This is a genomic window from Acidovorax kalamii, assembly GCF_002245625.1.
GTDB classification, from domain to species: Bacteria; Pseudomonadota; Gammaproteobacteria; order Burkholderiales; family Burkholderiaceae_C; genus Acidovorax; species Acidovorax kalamii.
This window is the reverse complement of the sequence record NZ_NOIG01000001.1, coordinates 337024-353809: the sequence shown is the minus strand read 5'-3', so window position 1 is coordinate 353809 and position 16786 is coordinate 337024. Positions and strand designations below refer to the sequence as shown.

Here is a 16786-nt window from a genome sequence, read left to right as displayed (position 1 = left end):
GCGGGGTTCATTCACACCTTCTGGCTCCAAGATAGGCGCAGCCTTTCGGCACTTCAAGAGGGTGCAAAACGCAAGGTTGATGTACCTCAAAGGCGCTGCAGCTGGCCCCTGCAGCCACAATGCAACCCATGCTCGCCCTGCTCCGCACCTTCTCCTGGCAAGACCTGCGCCACCACCCCTGGCGCAGCGCCGCAGCGGTGGCAGCCGTGATGCTGGGTGTGGCGCTGGCATTTGCGGTGCATGTGATCAATGCGTCTGCGCTGGACGAGTTTTCGCAGGCCGTTCGCGCCGTCAACGGCCAGCCCGACCTGGAACTGCGCGCCATGCAGGGCCCCCTGCCCGAGGCGCAGTACGAACGCCTGGCCACCGACCCGCAGGTGGCCCGCGCCAGCCCGCTGCTTGAGCTGTCGGCCGTGGCGCAGGCCGTGGATGCCGCCGCCACACCCCAGCCTGCCCGCACCCCGCTGCGCGTGCTGGGCGCCGACGCGCTGCTGCTGCCCCCCATGGCCCCCGCGCTCATGCCGCGCCCGTGGGATGGTGCCGACCGCTTTGCGCTGTTCGCCCCGGCCACCGTGTTCCTCAACACCGCCGCGCTGCAAGCGCTGGGACTGCCCACCAGTGGACCCCAGGGCGACAAAGACCGTGGCAGCCCGCCCCCCACCGTACTGCTGATCACCGGCCTGCAGCAGCGCGTGCCGGTGCAGGTGGCAGGCACCGTGGCGGCGGGCGGCGCGCCGCTGGCGGTGATGGACATTGGCGCCGCGCAAGACCTTTTTGGCCGCCAGGGCGCGCTCACACGCATCGACCTGCAACTGCAGCCCGGCACCGACACCGCCGCCTGGCAGCGCACGCTGCGCGCCGAGCCCGGCTGGCCCGCCAACGCCGTGTTGGCGCAGCCGGGCGATGCGGCCCAGCGCATCAGCAACCTCTCTCGCGCGTACCGCGTCAACCTCACGGTGCTGGCGCTGGTGGCGCTGTTCACCGGGGCCTTTTTGGTGTTCTCGGTGCTCGCCCTCAGCGTGGCGCAGCGCGGGCCGCAGTTTGCGCTGCTGGCCGTGCTGGGCGCCACGCCGCGCCAGCGCCTGCTGCTGGTGCTGGTCGAATCGGCTGCGCTGGGGCTGCTGGGCAGCGTGCTGGGCATTGCGCTGGGCACCGCCCTGGCCGCCACCGCCTTGCAGCTGCTGGGCGGCGACCTGGGCGGTGGCTACTTTGCAGGCGTGCAGCCCGCGCTGCAGTGGAGCGCCACCGCCGCGCTGGTATACGGCGCGCTGGGCGTGGCCGCCGCACTGGCGGGCGGCTGGTGGCCCGCACGCGCCGCACAGCAGCTGCCCCCGGCGCAAACGCTGAAGGGCCTGGGCACCGCCGCCAGCCAGGCAGACCGGGGCACGCTGGGCCTGGTGCTGCTGGCGGGCGGCGCACTGCTGGCCCTGGCGCCCCCGGTGGGCGGCGTGCCGCTGGCGGCGTATGTGGCCATCGGCCTGCTGCTGGTGGGCGGCATTGCGCTGCTGCCCTGGGGCATGGCGCGGCTGCTGGCAGCCCTCCAGCCGCTGGCCGCGCGCCACACCCTGCCCCTGCTGGCGCTGGAGCGCGCACGCCGCATGCGCGGCAGCGCGGCCATTGCGGTGGGCGGCGTGGTGGCATCGCTCAGCCTGGCCGTGGCGCTGACGGTGATGGTGGCCAGCTTTCGCGGCTCGGTCACGCAGTGGCTGGACGCCGTGCTGCCGTCGCCGCTGTATGTGCGCTCCGCCCTCAGCACCAGCGGCACCACGGGCACCGAGGCCGCGCTGCTGCCCGCTGGTTTTGCCGAAGCCGTGGCCCAACTGCCCGGCGTGGAACGCGTGCAGCCCCTGCGCGCCAGCCCCGTGCAGCTCTCGCCCACCCTGCCCGCCCTGGCGGTGCTGAGCCGCCCCCTGGGCGACAACCCCGCCCAAAGCCTGCCCCTGGTGGGCGAGCCCCTCAGCGTGCCGGCGGGCCGCGTGGCCGTCTACATCAGCGAGGCGGTGGTAGACCTGTATGGCGTGCGCCCCGGCATGGAATGGCCCGCACTTTCAGAGTCTTTTAGGCCGTTTGCGCGCGATGGACATGCCCAAGCAGCTATCTTTTACATAGCAGGCGTGTGGCGCGACTACGCCCGCCAGTCCGGCGCCGTGGCCCTGGACCGCGCCGCCTGGCTGCGCCTGACCGGCGACGCCCGCACCAGCGACCTGGCCCTGTGGCCCCGCGAAGGCACCGACACCGCCGCGTTGCAAGCAGCCATCCGCAATCTGGCCGCCACCCACGCAGGCCACACGGCAGGCGCGGGCGACAGCGGCGAAGCCCTGCTCGAATTCGCCTCCTCTGGCGCCATCCGCGAGCGCTCGCTGCGCATCTTTGACCGCAGCTTTGCCGTCACCTATTGGCTGCAGGCCGTCGCCATCGGCATCGGCCTCTTCGGCGTGGCCGCCAGCTTCAGCGCCCAGGTGCTGGCCCGCCGCAAGGAGTTCGGCCTGCTCGCCCACCTGGGCCTCACGCGGCGGCAGATCCTGACCGTGGTGGCGGGCGAAGGCGCTGCATGGACGGCTGTGGGCGCGGCGGCGGGCGTGCTGCTGGGGCTGGCCGTGTCGGTGGTGCTGGTGCACGTGGTCAACCCGCAGAGTTTTCACTGGACGATGGATCTGGCGGTGCCGGGGGGGAGGTTGCTGGGGTTGTGTGCTGCGGTGGTGGTGTCGGGTACGGTTACCGCGTGGCTGGCGGGGCGGGCGGCTGCGGGGAGGGATGCGGTGATGGCGGTGAAGGAGGATTGGTGAAGAAAGAAGGGGCGCGAAGCGGTTTTTACGCTCCTCCCCCAACTAATCCTGTTTGATTGATGGTTGATGCTCCAACGCGGTCATGCGATACAGACAGGATGCGTCTGGCGTGTGAGTGATCGCCAGCCCACCGACAGGCGCTTGAATTTGGATTGAAAACAATAAACTCGGCAACCCTGGAGTCGCGACATTCGCGTCAACATATCCATCGACACAGTGCGAACCCCGCAATCTGGGATCTAGACAAGGTCCGGTTTACATCCATTGCAATGAAATCACCCTTTTCACTGTCAGAGAAAATATTTGCCTGCGCCGTCGCAGCCTTTTTTCTGCTTGCGGCAGTGTGGGGTACCTGGCTTGAGCCCGACGCCAACCCCATTCCTGGCTTTCGAGCGATATCCAAAAATCTATGGGGTGCGTGGCCGGGCGCTGCTTTAAGCGCTTACATCGCTTTCATCGTTTCTTTTTCTCGCAAGCCCTCGGCCCCATCACTTTTCTTCCTCGCGGGATTCACAGCCTGTGCATTCCTTGGCCTGGCTGCTTTCGTATCTTCCGGCGCATCTCTCGGTTTCGCTTTTTTATCGAGCATGCTCTACAGGAAGGCCGAAAAACATTGTGAGAAGCCGTATTCAACGTCCTGACCAGTCAAAGCCCTTTAGTCGAGCAAACGCGCAAAATCCCCCATGACCCCACCTTCCTCCCCCTGGCTCCACGAAGCCATCGCCCGCATCGAAGCCGACTACCAGCGCAGTGCCGACACGCACCTGATCCCGCTGCGGCTGCCCGCCTTTGCCGCGCATGGCATTGACCTGTACCTCAAAGACGAATCCACCCACCCCACGGGCAGCCTGAAGCACCGGCTGGCGCGGTCGCTGTTTTTGTACGCGCTGTGCAATGGCTGGGTGCATGAGGGCTCGACCATCGTCGAATCTTCCAGCGGCTCCACGGCGGTGAGCGAGGCCTACTTTGCGCGCCTGCTGGGGCTGCCGTTTGTGGCGGTGATGCCGCGCAGCACCTCGCCCGAGAAGGTGGCGCAGATCGAGTTCCATGGCGGGCGTTGCCACTTTGTGGACAGCGCGGGCGCGGTGTATGACGCGGCCCGGGCGATTGCCGAGGAGACCGGCGGCCACTACATGGACCAGTTCACCTATGCCGAGCGGGCGACCGACTGGCGTGGCAACAACAACATTGCCGAGAGCATGTTCACGCAGATGGCGCGCGAGCCGCACCCGGTGCCGCGCTGGATTGTGGTGGGTGCGGGCACGGGCGGCACCAGCGCCACCATTGGCCGGTATGTGCGCTACCAGCGCCATGCCACACAGGTGTGTGTGGCCGACCCGGCAGGGTCGGTGTTCAGCGCCTACCACCGCACGGGCGATTCGCAACTGACAGCACCGGGATCGCGCATCGAAGGCATTGGACGGCCACGTGTGGAGCCGAGCTTTATCCGCACGCTGGTGGACCGCATGGTGGATGTGGCGGACTGCGAGTCCATCGCCGCCATGCGCGCGCTTTCTCAGTTGCTGGGGCGGCGCGTAGGCCCGTCTACAGGCACCAACTTTGTGGCCATGCTCACGCTGGCCAGCGAGATGCGGGAGCGGGGCGAGCGCGGCTCCATCCTGTCGCTGCTGTGCGATGCGGGCGAGCGGTATCTGCCCACGTACTTCGACACCGACTGGGTGGACCGCACGTTTGGCGATTGCTCGGCCGCGCAGCAGAAGGTGGACGCGTTGATGGGCTGAGCGCCCTGCCCCGTCCCGCAACTCCATTCCGAAACTCCATCCCGTACATCGATCCCCACACCATGCACAGCTCCACACGCCGCCACTGGCTAATGGGGGCCAGCCTGCAGGCAGCTGGGCTGGGCGCGCTACTCTGGCCGGGTGCGGCGCAGGCACTGCCCGCGCGCACGCTGGCCTTTCCGCGCGACCATGGCAGCCACCCGGAGCTGCGCACCGAGTGGTGGTACATCACCGGCCATGTGCAGGCGCAGGGCCAGCCGTGGGGGTTTCAGCTCACGTTTTTCCGCTCACGGGTGGATGCTACGCAGGGCCTGCAGTCGGCGTTTGCGGCCAAGCAGCTGTTGTTTGCACATGCCGCCATCACCGATGTGAAAGGCCAGCGCCTGCGGCACGACCAGCGCATTGCGCGTGCGGGTTTTGGTGTGGCGCAGGCCAGCGAGGCGGATACGCGCATCCGGCTGCAGGACTGGACGCTGGAGCGCAGTGATGTGCCGGGCAGCACGGCCGCCGATGGCCCGCGCAGCCGCTACACCACGCGCATCACCGGCAGCGAGCTGGGGCTGGAGTTGCAGTTCGACAGCACGCAGCCGGTGCTGCTGCAGGGCCAGCAAGGCCTGTCACGCAAGGGGCCGGATGCGGCGCAGGCGAGCTACTACTACAGCCAGCCGCAGCTGGCCGTGAGCGGACACCTGACAGTGGCGGGCCGCAGCATGGCGGTGGAGCCGGGCACCGGCCGCGCGTGGATGGACCACGAGTGGAGCGAGGCGCTGATGCACCCCGAGGCCCAGGGCTGGGACTGGATTGGCATGAACCTGGCCGATGGCAGTGCATTGACGGCCTTCCGCCTGCGGCGCGCGGATGGCTCGGCACTGTGGGCCGGAGGGTCGTGGCGGGCACCCGGGCAGCCTGCGCAGGTGTTTGGCGCGCAGGCCGTGGTGTTCACCCCGCTGCGCACCTGGGCCAGCCCGCACAGCAGCGCGCGCTACCCGGTGCAGTGGCGGGTGTTGACGCCGGTGGGGCAGTTTGAGGTGCGCGCGCTGCTGGATAACCAGGAGCTGGACAGCAGTGGGTCCAGCGGCGCGATTTATTGGGAGGGACTGTCCGACCTGCTGGACGGCAGCGGACAGCCCGTGGGGCGAGGCTATCTGGAGATGACCGGATATGCAAAGCCGCTGCGCCTGTGAGGGCGGCAGCGGCTTTTTGAGCAGCATCCAGGTAGCAGCCCGCCGTTGCGGGCCATGACGGGGTCAGTGCTTGGCCGTGTTGCCCGCGCGGCGCTGTGCCAGCCAGGCAATGATCTCGCCCATGATGCCCCGGCGGAAGGCCAGCACGCAGATCACGAAGATCAGGCCCGTGACCATGGTGACGGATTCGCCCAGGGTTTTGAACCATTCCACGCTGGTCAGGGCAGCCAGCAGGTTGCCGAATTCGCCGATCTTGTTCTCCAGCAGCACCACCACGGCCGAGCCGATGAGCGGGCCGGACAGCGTGCCCAGGCCGCCCACCAGCGTCATCAAAATGACCTGGCCCGAGGCCGTCCAGTGCACGTCCGACAGCGTGGCAAAGCCCAGCACCAGGGTCTTGAGCGAGCCTGCCAGGCCCGCCAGCGCGGCCGACAGCACAAAGGCCAGCAGCTTGAAGCGGTGCGTGTCGTAGCCCAGCGAGATGGCACGCGGTTCGTTCTCCTTGATGCCCTTGAGCACCTGGCCGAATGGCGAGTGGATGGTCCGCACGATGAGCAGGAAGGCCGCCACCACGATGACCAGGGCCACGTAGTACATGACCAGATCGCTCTTGAGGTCGATCACGCCGAACAGCTTGCCACGCGGCACGCCCTGCAGGCCGTCTTCACCGCCGGTGAAGGGTGCCTGCAGGCAGGCAAAGAACAGCATCTGCGCCAGCGCCAGCGTGATCATGGAGAAGTAGATGCCCTGGCGGCGGATGGCCAGCCAGCCAAAGAGCAGGCCGAGCAGCGCGCCCCCTGCCGTGCCCAGGAGCAGGCCCACTTCAGGCGTGAGACCCCAGACCTTGATGGCGTGGCCGGTGACATACGCCGCGCCCCCCAGGAAGGCGGCATGGCCAAACGACAGCAGCCCCGTGAAGCCCAGCAGCAGATTGAAGGCCGAAGCAAACAGTGCAAAGCACATGAGCTTCATCACGAAAACAGGGTAGGCACCGAGGAAGGGTGCAACAACCAGGCCCAGCAGCAGCAGGCCGTATCCGATGGGGGCAATGTTCTTGAAGTTCATGCTGGCTGCCCCTTATTTCTCTTTGCCGAACAGGCCGGCGGGGCGGATGAGGAGAACGATGACCATGATGACAAACACCACGGTGGACGACGCTTCGGGGTAGAACACCTTGGTGAAGCCTTCAATGACACCCAGGCCCAGCCCGGTGAGGATGGAGCCCATGATGGAGCCCATGCCGCCAATCACCACCACCGCAAACACCACGATGATGAGGTTCTGGCCCATGAGCGGCGTGACCTGGTACACAGGCGCAGCGAGCACGCCGGCAAACGCGGCCAATGCGGCGCCAAAGGCGTAGGTCAACGTCACCATCACCGGCACGTTGATGCCGAAGGCCTCGACCAGGCGCGGGTTTTCGGTACCGGCGCGCAGGTAGGCACCGAGCTTGGTTTTTTCGATCACATACCAGGTGACCAGGCACACGACCACCGATGCCACCACGACCCAGGCGCGGTAGTTGGGCATGATCATGAAGCCGAGGTTGGTGGCGCCTTCGAGCAACTCGGGCGTGTCGTAGCCCAGGCCCGATACGCCGTAGATCGAGCGGAACACGCCTTCGATGAGCAGCGTGAGGCCCAGCGTGAGCAGCAGGCCGTACAGGTGGTCGAGCTTGTAGATCCAGCGCAGCAGCAGGCGCTCGACCAGGACCCCGAACAGGCCCACCACCAGCGGTGCCAGCACCAGCATCAACCAGTAGTTGATGCCGAGGTAGTTCATGGCCATCCAGGTGATCAGGGCGCCGGTCATGAACAGCGCACCGTGCGCAAAGTTGATGACGTTGAGCAGGCCGAAGATCACGGCCAGCCCGAGGCTGAGGATTGCGTAGAACGATCCGTTGACCAGCCCCAGAAGGAGCTGGCTCAACAGGCCGGGCAATGAGACACCAAAGATTTCCATGGGAGGCAGCAGCAGGTGGAGGGGTTCAGGTCAGAGGGCGCCCGCAGGCCAGGCCCCACCGGCAGCGGCGGGGTCGGGCGCGGGGGCTTCCTCTCAGGGGGTTACTTCCAGAGCGCGCACTTGCTCTCGGCCTTGGTGGTGAACACCTGGTCACCGGGCAGCTTCTTGATGAGCTTGTAGTAGTCCCAGGGCTTGGTGGATTCCGAAGGCTTCTTCACTTCCATCAGGTACATGTCGTGCACGTAGCGGCCGTCAGGACGCAGCTGGCCCGAGCCGAAGAAGTCGTTCATCTTCATGCCGCGCCAGGTGGCCATCACCTTGTCGGCATCGACCGACTTGGCGGCTTCCACGGCCTTGAGGTAGTTCATGGTGGCAGAGTAGTCGGCCGCCTGGATTTCGGTAGGCATGCGCTTGGTCTTCTCGAAGAAGCGGGCCGAGAACTTGCGCGTCTCGTCGTTCAGATCCCAGTACCAGCTGGTGGTGAACTGCAGGCCTTCGGTGTTGCGCAGGCCCAGGCTGTGCACGTCAGAGATGAAGATCAGCAGACCGGCGAGCTTCATGCTCTTGCCGATGCCGAACTCCTTGGCGGCCTTGATGGCATTGATGGTGTCGCCACCGGCATTGGCCAGGCCCAGGATCTGGGCCTTGGAGTTTTGCGCCTGCAGCAGGAAGGACGAGAAGTCCGACGCGTTGAGCGGGTGGCGCACGGCGCCCACCACGGTGCCGCCCTTGGCCTTGACCACGGTGCTGGTGTCAGCCTCCAGCGCGTGGCCGAAAGCGTAGTCTGCCGTGAGGAAGTACCAGCTCTTGCCGCCCGTGTCGATGATCGCAGAGCCCGTGCCCTTGGCCAGGGCGACCGTGTCATACGCGTAGTGCACCGTGTAGGGGGTGCACTGGTCGTTGGTCAGCGCCGAGCTGGCAGCGCCGTTGTTGATGTAGACACGCTTCTTCTCCGCAGCCACCTTGGCCGTGGCCAGCGCCGTGCCGGAGTTGGTGCCGCCAAAGACCATGGTCAGGCCCTGGGTGTCGATCCACTCGCGGGCCTTGGAGGCGGCGATGTCGGCCTTGTTCTGGTGGTCGGCCGTGAGCAGCTCGATGGGCATGCCCAGCACCTTGCCGCCGAAGTCGTCGATGGCCATCTGGATGGCCACGGCACCGTTCTTGCCCTCCAGGTCGGCGTACAGGCTGGACATGTCGGTGATGAAGCCGATCTTGACCTTGTCCTGTGCCTGGGCCGTAGAGGCCAGGCCTGCAGCGGCCAGCATCAAGGCCAGCAGTGTGAGTTGTTTCTTCATGGATTTGTCTCCTGTGGGTGTGGTGGTTGAAGAAAGCGAAAAATGGGGAGCGGGCTGCGTTCAGACACCCAGCAATTCGTTGAGCACGGGCATCTTGGCGTCGAGTTCGGATGCCCCGAACTTCTCGACGATGCGGCCATGCTCCATCACGTAGAAGCGGTCGGCCAGCGGCGCGGCAAAGCGGAAGTTCTGCTCGACCATGACCACCGTGTAGCCCTTCTCGCGCAGCATCTTGATCATGCGGGCCAGGGCCTGCACGATGACGGGCGCAAGGCCTTCGGAGATTTCATCGAGCAGCAGCAGGTTGGCACCCGTGCGCAGGATGCGGGCCACGGCCAGCATCTGCTGCTCGCCACCCGACAGGCGCGTGCCCTGGCTGTTCTTGCGCTCGGCCAAGTTGGGGAACATGGCGTAGATCTCTTGCACCGACATGCCGGGTGTGCCGGTCTTGAGCGCGGGCGGCAGCAGCAGGTTTTCTTCGCACGACAGGCTGGAGAAGATGCCACGCTCTTCCGGGCAGTAGCCCACGCCCAGGTGCGCAATGCGGTGCGTGGGCATGTTCACGGTTTCCACGCCGTTGATCTTGACCGAGCCCTTGCGCGCGCCGGTCAGGCCCATGATGGCGCGCATGGTGGTGGTGCGGCCTGCGCCGTTGCGGCCCAGCAGCGTGACCACCTCGCCGGGCTGCACGACGATGTCCACGCCGTGCAGCACATGCGATTCGCCGTACCAGGCTTCGAGGTTCTTGATTTCGAGTGCGGGAACGCCAGCCATCAGTGCGCTCCCTGCAGTTGGCCGTCAGTCGTGCCCATGTAGGCTTCCATCACTTGGGGATTGTTCGAAACTTCTTCGTAGGGCCCTTCAGCCAGCACGGCACCGCGCTGCAGCACCGTGATGCGGTCCGCAATGGTGGAGACGACCTTCATGTTGTGCTCCACCATCAGAATGGTGCGGCCGGCAGAGACCTTCTTGATGAGCTGGGTGACGCGGTCCACGTCCTCGTGGCCCATGCCCTGCGTGGGCTCGTCGAGCAGCATCAGCTCGGGCTCCATTGACAGGGTGGTGGCGATCTCCAGCGCGCGCTTGCGGCCGTAGGGCAGGTTCACGGTGACCTCGTCGGCCAGGTCTTCCAGGCCCACCTCGGTCAGCAGTTGCATGGCGCGGTCGTCCAGCTGGCTCAGGGTGCGTTCGCTGCGCCAGAAGTGGAACGAGGTGCCCAGCTTGCGCTGCAGGCCCAGGCGCACGTTCTCGATCAGCGTGAGGTGCGGGAACACCGCCGAGATCTGGAACGAGCGGATCACACCGCGCCGGGCAATCTGCGCGGGCTGCTCGCGTGTGATGTCGTGCCCGTTGAAGCGGATCACGCCCGAGGTGGGCTCCAGGAACTTGGTCAGCAGGTTGAAGCAGGTGGTCTTGCCTGCGCCATTGGGACCGATCAGCGCATGGATGGAACCACGGCGCACTGCCAGGTTCACATCGCTCACGGCAGTGAAGCCCTTGAACTCTTTGGTCAGGCTTTTGGTTTCAAGAATGACGTCGCTCATTGCGCCTTGGCCGCTCCGTAGGGTGCTGAGGAATGGAGCCTTGCTGCAAGGTCTCCGTGTGTGGGTCTCGGCGCATCGTATGTCTCTCTACCCTGCGGTAGATACTGGGACTAATGCCTATGTATAAATGCCTACGTACCCACCGCCCGCTGCGCAGGCATGCCGTCGGCTGCGGGCCCACAGCGCAGGCCAGCGCTCAACCCGGCCCTTCGCGTGGCCTGTGCGCTGCCCCGGCACGGGGGCTCGCGGTGCGCGCGCATCACTGACTTTTTGCTGACACCGCCCCGCAGCACCCCCTGGCCTGCGCGCCATGCACGCCGTCATGGGCCGGGCCTACACTGCCACCATGGCATCCATCCCCTCCTCCCACCCGGCACGCGGGGCTCCGCGCTCGTTGACCGGCTTGTTCCCCTTTCTGCGGCCCTACCGCATCCACATCCTGCTGTCGGGGGTCTTCCTGGTGCTGGCTGCACTGGCCACGCTGGCGTTTCCGATGGCGCTGCGCGGCCTGATCGATGGGGGCCTGGTGGGTGGTTCAGCCAGCGACAAGGGCGCGCAGGCCATGGCGCTGCGGGGCCATTTCGAGGCCTTGTTCGCCGTCGCCGTTGCGCTGGGTGTGTTCTCTGCCGCGCGCTTTTACATGGTGAGCTGGCTGGGCGAACGGGTGACCGCCGACCTGCGCAATGCGGTCTACGGCCATGTGCTGCGGCAAAGCCCGCAGTTTTTTGAAACCACACAGACCGGGGAGGTGTTGTCCCGCCTCACCGCCGACACCACCCTGGTACAGACCGTGGTCGGGTCTTCGCTGTCGATGGGGCTGCGCAACGCGGTGATGGGCATTGGCGCACTGGCCATGCTGGTGTGGACCAACCCTTACGTGATGTCGGTGGTGCTGCTGGCCGTGGTGCTGGTGGTCTTGCCCACCATGTGGATCGGGCGGCGCGTGCGGCGGCTGTCGCGGGACAGCCAGGACCGGGTGGCCGACTCCAGCGCCATTGCCGCCGAGGTGCTGAACGCCGTGCCGGTGGTGCAAAGCCATGCGGCCGAGCCGCGCGAGACGGCCCGGTTCATGCGCGCCACCGAAAACGCCTTCCAGGCGGCCATCCAGCGCACCCGCGCGCGGGCGGTGCTGGTCGCCTTCATCATCATCGCCAATGCCGCCCTGCTGCTGTGGGGGCTGTACCGGGGCACCGAGGCGGTGCTGGCGGGCGAGATGAGTGCGGGCCACCTGGGGCAGACTGTTGTTTATGTGATCCTGCTGGCGGGGGCCGTGGCCGTGCTGGGCGAGGTGTATGGCGACCTGCTGCGCGCTGCGGGCGCCACCGAGCGGCTGATGGAGTTGCTGGCAAGCCGCTCCCCCGTGGCAGACCCTGCCACGCCCCGAGACCTCCCCACCTCCGGCCAGGGCCTGGAGGTGCAGTTTGACAACGTGTGGTTCCACTACCCCTCGCGGCCTGAGCAGGCCGCTCTGCAGGGCTTTTCGCTGCACCTGGCGCCCGGGGAAACCGTGGCCCTGGTCGGCGCGAGCGGTGCGGGCAAGACCACGGTGCTGCAGCTGCTGCAACGCTTCTACGACGTGGACGTGGATGCCCAGAGCAACATCCCTGGCGCGCCGGGCACATCGGCGCCCCGGCAAGGGCGCATTCTGCTCAACGGGGTGGACATTCGCGACATGGCGCTGGGCACCCTGCGGGCCCACACGGGCACGGTGCCGCAGGACGCAGTGATCTTCTCGGCCTCGGCCCTGGAGAACATCCGCTATGGGCGCCCCGAGGCCACGGACGACGAGGTGGTGGCCGCCGCCCGCGCCGCCTTTGCCCATGACTTCCTCATGGCGCTGCCCGATGGCTACGCCACCTTTCTCGGTGAGCGCGGCGTGCGGCTGTCGGGCGGGCAACGCCAGCGCATCGCGATTGCGCGGGCCATGCTCAAGAACCCGCCCCTGCTGCTGCTCGACGAAGCCACCAGCGCACTCGACGCCGAGAGCGAGCGCATGGTGCAGGCCGCGCTGGACACTGCCATGCAGCGCCACACCGGCCGCCGGACCACGCTGGTCATTGCACACCGGCTTGCCACCGTGCAAAACGCCGACCGCATCGTGGTACTGGACCACGGGCGCATCGTGGAACAAGGCACCCACACCAGCCTGCTAGCGCAAGGGGGTGTCTATGCCCGGCTGGCTGCGCTGCAATTCGCGGCATGAGGCGGGCAGGTGCAGTCAGGCGTGGATACAGAATTGAAAACTATCAAAATGATAGCTATCAACATATACTGGTCGCGCGGTAACGGGCTAAATAGCCAAGAATTCAGCCCCTCCTATCCCCACCCAGGGCAGAAAAGCCTATTGCAGGGTTTCCTTGGCGGCCACTGGCAGGGGCAGGGGCATGACAGCAATGCCCTCTTCCAGCAGCTGCACCGCCTCGTCGGGCGTGGCCTGGCCCCGGATGGCACGCTCTTCCACCTCGCCATGGTGCATGCGCCGGGCCTCCTGGGCAAAACGCTCACCCACATCCTCGGTGCTGGCCACCACTTTGCGGGCCAGCGCCAGCCAGGCGGCCTGCAAGGCGGGGGGCAGCATCGCTGCCTCTGAAGAGTTTGGGCCATGCGTGCCCGCCGTGGCGGTGGGGTGCGCTGGCGCGGCGGCCTCGGCAGCCGCAGGCGCGCGGGCGCCCAGATTCAGGCGCGGGGCACTGAGCCGCTTTTCAATGTGATCGTCGCCGCACAGGGGGCATTGCACCAGGGCACGCTGCTTTTGGCTCTGGAAGTCGTCCTCGGAGCCAAACCAGCCCTCAAAGACATGGCCTTGCCGACATTGGAGGTCGAGCACCTTCATGGCAACACTCGTGGGCGACGCAATCGTGGGTGAACAGTCTCGGCCAGATCAGCTGTGGTGGCGCCGCAGCAGATACCGGTAGACAAAACCAGGAAAGGCAAAGGTCAGGAACATGGTGCCGGTGATGGCGTAGAACTCCCAGCCCTGGGGCGCGATCTGGCCCGCACGGCGCTCCAGCATCAGCGCCAGCGCCCCCACCACAAAGTAGAGCACTACCAGCTCCAGCAGCCGTCCCACCAAGGGCTTGGCGGGGGTTGCCACCGGCCCGGCCAATAGCCAGCGCTGGTTGACAAAAGGCAGGTTGGCGGCCACGAAGGCCGCCACGATGATGAGCCAGACGGATCCGGTGAGCGACACGGAAAAACGAGCCCTGGCCGGTCAGCGACCGGCGAAGAAATCAGAGGCAGCGCGCCGCTGCGGCATCAGCATGGGGGACCCGCTGCGGATCAGGTCGCCAGCGCACGCACCACGGCGTCCGCACACAGGGCCATCAGGCCACCCGGCAGCAGGCCCAAGCCCAGCACCAGGGCACCGTTGATGGTCAGCACCACGCGCACGTCCACTGGGGCAGACACGTTGGTGGCCGTCAGCGGCGCATCGAAATACATGACCTTGACCACGCGCAGGTAGTAGAAGGCGCCGATCAGCGACATGATGACGGCGAACACGGCCATCGCGATGTACAGGCCCTGGCCCGAGGCAACCAGCGCCTGCAGCACCGACAGCTTGGCGTAGAAGCCCACCATGGGCGGGATACCGGCCATGGAGAACAGGCACACCGCCATCACACCCGCGTACAGCGGGCTGCGCTGGTTCAGGCCCGCGAAGTCGGAGATCTCTTCGCTCTCGAAGCCTTCACGCGCCAGCAGCAGGATCACGCCAAACGCGGCCAGCGTGGTCAGCACATAGGTCACCACGTAGAACATGGACGCGCTGTAGGCGTTTTCGACCGCCGTGGCATCCACGTTGCCGTTGATGACGCCGGACATCAGGCCCAGCAACACAAAACCCATTTGCGAAATGGTCGAGTACGCCAGCATGCGCTTGAGGTTGGTCTGCGCAATGGCGGCCAGGTTACCCACCAGCAGCGAGCCAATGGCCAGCACCGCCAGCATCTGTTGCCAGTCGATCGCCAGGGGCAGCAGGCCATCCACCAGCAGGCGGATGGTGATGGCAAAGGCTGCGAGCTTGGGCGCGCCGCCGATCATCAGCGTGATGGCCGTGGGAGCGCCCTGGTACACGTCGGGGATCCACATGTGGAAAGGCACCACACCCAGCTTGAAGGCCAGCCCCGCCACCACAAACACGAGGCCGAACACCAGCACCTGGTGCTTGATCTGGCCGGAGTTGACGGACTTGAACACCTGGCCGATGTCGAGCGAACCCGTGGCACCGTAGACCATGGACAGGCCGTACAGCAGAAAACCGCTGGCCATGGCGCCAAGCACGAAGTACTTCATCGCGGCTTCAGTGGCCGTGGCGTTGTCGCGGCGCAGAGCCACCAGGGCGTAGCTGGACAGGGTGAGCAGTTCCAGGCCCAGGTAGATCACCAGGAAGTTGTTGCCGGAGATCATGATGAACATGCCCAGCAAGGCAAACATCGACAGCGTGAACATTTCGCCGCCGCGCATCATGTCGCGGTCGGCCGCGTAGGGGCGGCTGTAGACCAGCGTGACCATCATGGCCACAGTGGCGAAGCACTTGAGCCAGTTGCCCATGGCGTCGCTCACCACCATGTTGCCAAAGCCATAGAAGGTGTTGCCGCTGCTGGCATACATGGCCTGCAGGGCCGCCACCACGGCCAGCGTGAGCATGGTCAGCACATAGGTGCCGGTGCGGCGGGCGCTGTGGACCCCCAGATCGACCAGCGCAATGACGCAGGCCATGGTCAACAGCACGATTTCGGGGTAAATCGCGAGCCAGCTGATGTTGTCAATCATCTCGAATCTCTCAGTTCAGTCTGGTCAGTTCAGCTTGGTCAGTGCGACATGCTTGAGCAATTCCGCGACCGAGGTGTCCATCACGTCCGTGAAGGGGCGTGGATACAGGCCCATGGCCAGCACGGCAATCGCCAGCAGCGACATCACCAGGAACTCGCGGCTATTGATGTCGGTGAGTTCCTTGACGTGGTCGTTGGCCGCGGGGCCCAGGTACACGCGCTTGAACATCCACAGGGTGTAGGCCGCACCGAAAATCAGCGCCGTGGCCGACGCCAGGCCGATCCAGAAGTTGGCCTTGGTCGCACCCAGGATCACCATCCACTCGCCCACGAAGCCCGCGGTGCCCGGCAGGCCACAGTTGGCCATGGCGAACAGCAGCGCAAACGCCGTGAAGTTGGGCATGGTGTTGACCACACCGCCGTAGGCCGCGATCTCACGCGAGTGCACACGGTCGTAGAGCACGCCGATGGACAGGAACATCGCGCCCGACACAAAACCGTGGGCAATCATCTGCACCAGGCCGCCAGACACACCCAGATCGTTGAAGATGAAGAAGCCCAGGGTCACGAAACCCATGTGGGCCACGGACGAGTAGGCCACCAGCTTCTTCATGTCCTTCTGGACCATAGCCACCAAGCCCACATAGATCACGGCGATCAGCGACAGCGCGATCATCAGCCAGGCCCACTCGCGCGACGCATCGGGGGCGATGGGCATGGAGAAGCGCAGGAAGCCGTAGGCACCCAGCTTGAGCATGATGGCCGCCAGCACGGCGGAACCACCAGTAGGTGCTTCCACGTGCACGTCGGGCAGCCAGGTGTGCACCGGCCACATGGGCACCTTCACGGCAAACGCAGCGAAGAACGCGAAGAACAGCATGGTCTGCGCGCGGCGGCTCAGGGGCAGCTGGTGCCAGGTGGCGATGTCGAAGCTGCCGCCCGACTGGTTGTACAGGTAGATCAGCGCGATCAGCATCAGCAGCGAGCCGAGCAGCGTGTACAGGAAGAACTTGAACGCCGCGTAGATCTTGTTGGGGCCGCCCCAGATGCCGATGATCAGGTACATCGGGATCAGCGTGGCTTCAAAGAATACGTAGAACAGGATGCCATCGAGCGCGCTGAACACGCCGATCATCAGACCCGACAGGATCAGGAACGCACCCATGTACTGGTTGACGCGCTCGGTGATGGCCTCCCACGAGGCGATCACCACGATCACCGTGATGAAGGCGGTGAGCGGTACGAACCAGAACGAGATGCCGTCCACGCCCAGGTGGTAGTGCACATTGAAGCGCTCAATCCACGAGGCCTTCTCGACAAACTGCATCGCTGCAGTGCCGAGCTTGAAGCCGTCGTACAAAGGCAGCGTGACCAGGAAACCCAGCAGCGCCCCCAGCAAGGCCAACCAGCGCACGGCTCGTGCGTGCTCATCCCGCCCAATGGCAAGCAGCAGCACACCGAAGGCAATCGGTGTCCAGATTGCAAGACTCAACAGACCCAT

Annotated in this window: 14 protein-coding genes; 5 read left to right on the top strand and 9 right to left on the bottom strand. The window is 65.8% G+C overall.

All coding sequences use genetic code 11. The annotated features are described in order from the left end of the window. Nucleotides 1–119 precede the first annotated feature (119 nt). From CBY09_RS01585 to CBY09_RS01575, 4 genes are all read left to right on the top strand, one after another. Nucleotides 120–2786, top strand: coding sequence for an ABC transporter permease (locus CBY09_RS01585; protein WP_094285699.1), 2667 nt, complete (start codon nt 120–122; stop codon nt 2784–2786). Between the two features lie 269 nt (nt 2787–3055). Then, nucleotides 3056–3427, top strand: coding sequence for a hypothetical protein (locus CBY09_RS23585; RefSeq protein ID WP_133066219.1), 372 nt, complete (start codon nt 3056–3058; stop codon nt 3425–3427). Nucleotides 3428–3469: 42 nt separating this feature from the next. Beyond that, entirely contained in the window at nt 3470–4528 is a 1059-nt protein-coding gene (locus CBY09_RS01580; protein ID WP_094285697.1) for a PLP-dependent cysteine synthase family protein, read from the top strand. Nucleotides 4529–4590: 62 nt separating this feature from the next. Beyond that, entirely contained in the window at nt 4591–5712 is a 1122-nt protein-coding gene (locus CBY09_RS01575) for a lipocalin-like domain-containing protein (RefSeq protein ID WP_240515536.1), read from the top strand. Nucleotides 5713–5775: 63 nt separating this feature from the next. Here the strand turns inward: CBY09_RS01575 and CBY09_RS01570 are convergent, their stop codons facing one another. The 5 genes from CBY09_RS01570 to CBY09_RS01550 form a co-directional block, all read right to left on the bottom strand. Beyond that, nucleotides 5776–6777, bottom strand: a complete 1002-nt coding sequence (locus CBY09_RS01570) for a branched-chain amino acid ABC transporter permease (protein WP_094285693.1) — start codon at nt 6775–6777, stop codon at nt 5776–5778. A gap of 12 nt (nt 6778–6789) precedes the next feature. Continuing rightward, nucleotides 6790–7674 (bottom strand): branched-chain amino acid ABC transporter permease, encoded by an 885-nt coding sequence (locus CBY09_RS01565; RefSeq protein WP_094285691.1) that lies wholly within the window; start codon nt 7672–7674, stop codon nt 6790–6792. 101 nt (nt 7675–7775) lie between these two features. Further along, nucleotides 7776–8969 (bottom strand): ABC transporter substrate-binding protein, encoded by a 1194-nt coding sequence (locus CBY09_RS01560; RefSeq protein ID WP_094285689.1) that lies wholly within the window; start codon nt 8967–8969, stop codon nt 7776–7778. Between the two features lie 60 nt (nt 8970–9029). Then, nucleotides 9030–9743, bottom strand: coding sequence for an ABC transporter ATP-binding protein (locus CBY09_RS01555; RefSeq protein WP_094285687.1), 714 nt, complete (start codon nt 9741–9743; stop codon nt 9030–9032). Further along, entirely contained in the window at nt 9743–10513 is a 771-nt protein-coding gene (locus CBY09_RS01550; protein WP_094285685.1) for an ABC transporter ATP-binding protein, read from the bottom strand. The genes CBY09_RS01555 and CBY09_RS01550 overlap by 1 nt, the downstream gene beginning before the upstream one ends. A 346-nt stretch (nt 10514–10859) precedes the next feature. Between CBY09_RS01550 and CBY09_RS01545 the strand changes: the two genes are divergently transcribed. After that, the gene (locus CBY09_RS01545; protein WP_094285908.1) at nt 10860–12716 is read left to right on the top strand and encodes an ABC transporter transmembrane domain-containing protein; all 1857 of its coding nucleotides are present in this window, start codon (nt 10860–10862) and stop codon (nt 12714–12716) included. Nucleotides 12717–12854: 138 nt separating this feature from the next. On the opposite strand, the gene CBY09_RS01540 is transcribed toward CBY09_RS01545, so the two are convergent. The 4 genes from CBY09_RS01540 to CBY09_RS01525 all read right to left on the bottom strand — a co-directional run bounded on the left by CBY09_RS01540 (nt 12855) and on the right by CBY09_RS01525 (nt 16786). Continuing rightward, the gene (locus tag CBY09_RS01540; RefSeq protein WP_094285683.1) at nt 12855–13346 is read right to left on the bottom strand and encodes a DUF1178 family protein; all 492 of its coding nucleotides are present in this window, start codon (nt 13344–13346) and stop codon (nt 12855–12857) included. 48 nt (nt 13347–13394) lie between these two features. Beyond that, on the bottom strand, nt 13395–13703 hold the full coding sequence (locus tag CBY09_RS01535) for a DUF2818 family protein (protein ID WP_094285681.1): 309 nt from the start codon (nt 13701–13703) through the stop codon (nt 13395–13397). 89 nt (nt 13704–13792) lie between these two features. Further along, entirely contained in the window at nt 13793–15286 is a 1494-nt protein-coding gene (nuoN, locus tag CBY09_RS01530; protein ID WP_094285679.1) for an NADH-quinone oxidoreductase subunit NuoN, read from the bottom strand. 24 nt (nt 15287–15310) lie between these two features. Next, complete coding sequence (locus CBY09_RS01525) at nt 15311–16786, bottom strand: NADH-quinone oxidoreductase subunit M (RefSeq protein ID WP_094285677.1); 1476 nt, start codon at nt 16784–16786, stop codon at nt 15311–15313.

Bases quoted from the DNA above. Each gene is read 5' to 3' on its own strand.
- CBY09_RS01585 (WP_094285699.1), top strand. From the start codon at position 120: ATGCAACCCATGCTCGCCCTGCTCCGCACCTTCTCCTGGCAAGACCTG.
- CBY09_RS23585 (WP_133066219.1), top strand. From the start codon at position 3,056: ATGAAATCACCCTTTTCACTGTCAGAGAAAATATTTGCCTGCGCCGTC.
- CBY09_RS01580 (WP_094285697.1), top strand. From the start codon at position 3,470: ATGACCCCACCTTCCTCCCCCTGGCTCCACGAAGCCATCGCCCGCATC.
- CBY09_RS01575 (WP_240515536.1), top strand. From the start codon at position 4,591: ATGCACAGCTCCACACGCCGCCACTGGCTAATGGGGGCCAGCCTGCAG.
- CBY09_RS01570 (WP_094285693.1), bottom strand. From the start codon at position 6,777: ATGAACTTCAAGAACATTGCCCCCATCGGATACGGCCTGCTGCTGCTG.
- CBY09_RS01565 (WP_094285691.1), bottom strand. From the start codon at position 7,674: ATGGAAATCTTTGGTGTCTCATTGCCCGGCCTGTTGAGCCAGCTCCTT.
- CBY09_RS01560 (WP_094285689.1), bottom strand. From the start codon at position 8,969: ATGAAGAAACAACTCACACTGCTGGCCTTGATGCTGGCCGCTGCAGGC.
- CBY09_RS01555 (WP_094285687.1), bottom strand. From the start codon at position 9,743: ATGGCTGGCGTTCCCGCACTCGAAATCAAGAACCTCGAAGCCTGGTAC.
- CBY09_RS01550 (WP_094285685.1), bottom strand. From the start codon at position 10,513: ATGAGCGACGTCATTCTTGAAACCAAAAGCCTGACCAAAGAGTTCAAG.
- CBY09_RS01545 (WP_094285908.1), top strand. From the start codon at position 10,860: ATGGCATCCATCCCCTCCTCCCACCCGGCACGCGGGGCTCCGCGCTCG.
- CBY09_RS01540 (WP_094285683.1), bottom strand. From the start codon at position 13,346: ATGAAGGTGCTCGACCTCCAATGTCGGCAAGGCCATGTCTTTGAGGGC.
- nuoN (WP_094285679.1), bottom strand. From the start codon at position 15,286: ATGATTGACAACATCAGCTGGCTCGCGATTTACCCCGAAATCGTGCTG.
- CBY09_RS01525 (WP_094285677.1), bottom strand. From the start codon at position 16,786: ATGGGTCTGTTGAGTCTTGCAATCTGGACACCGATTGCCTTCGGTGTG.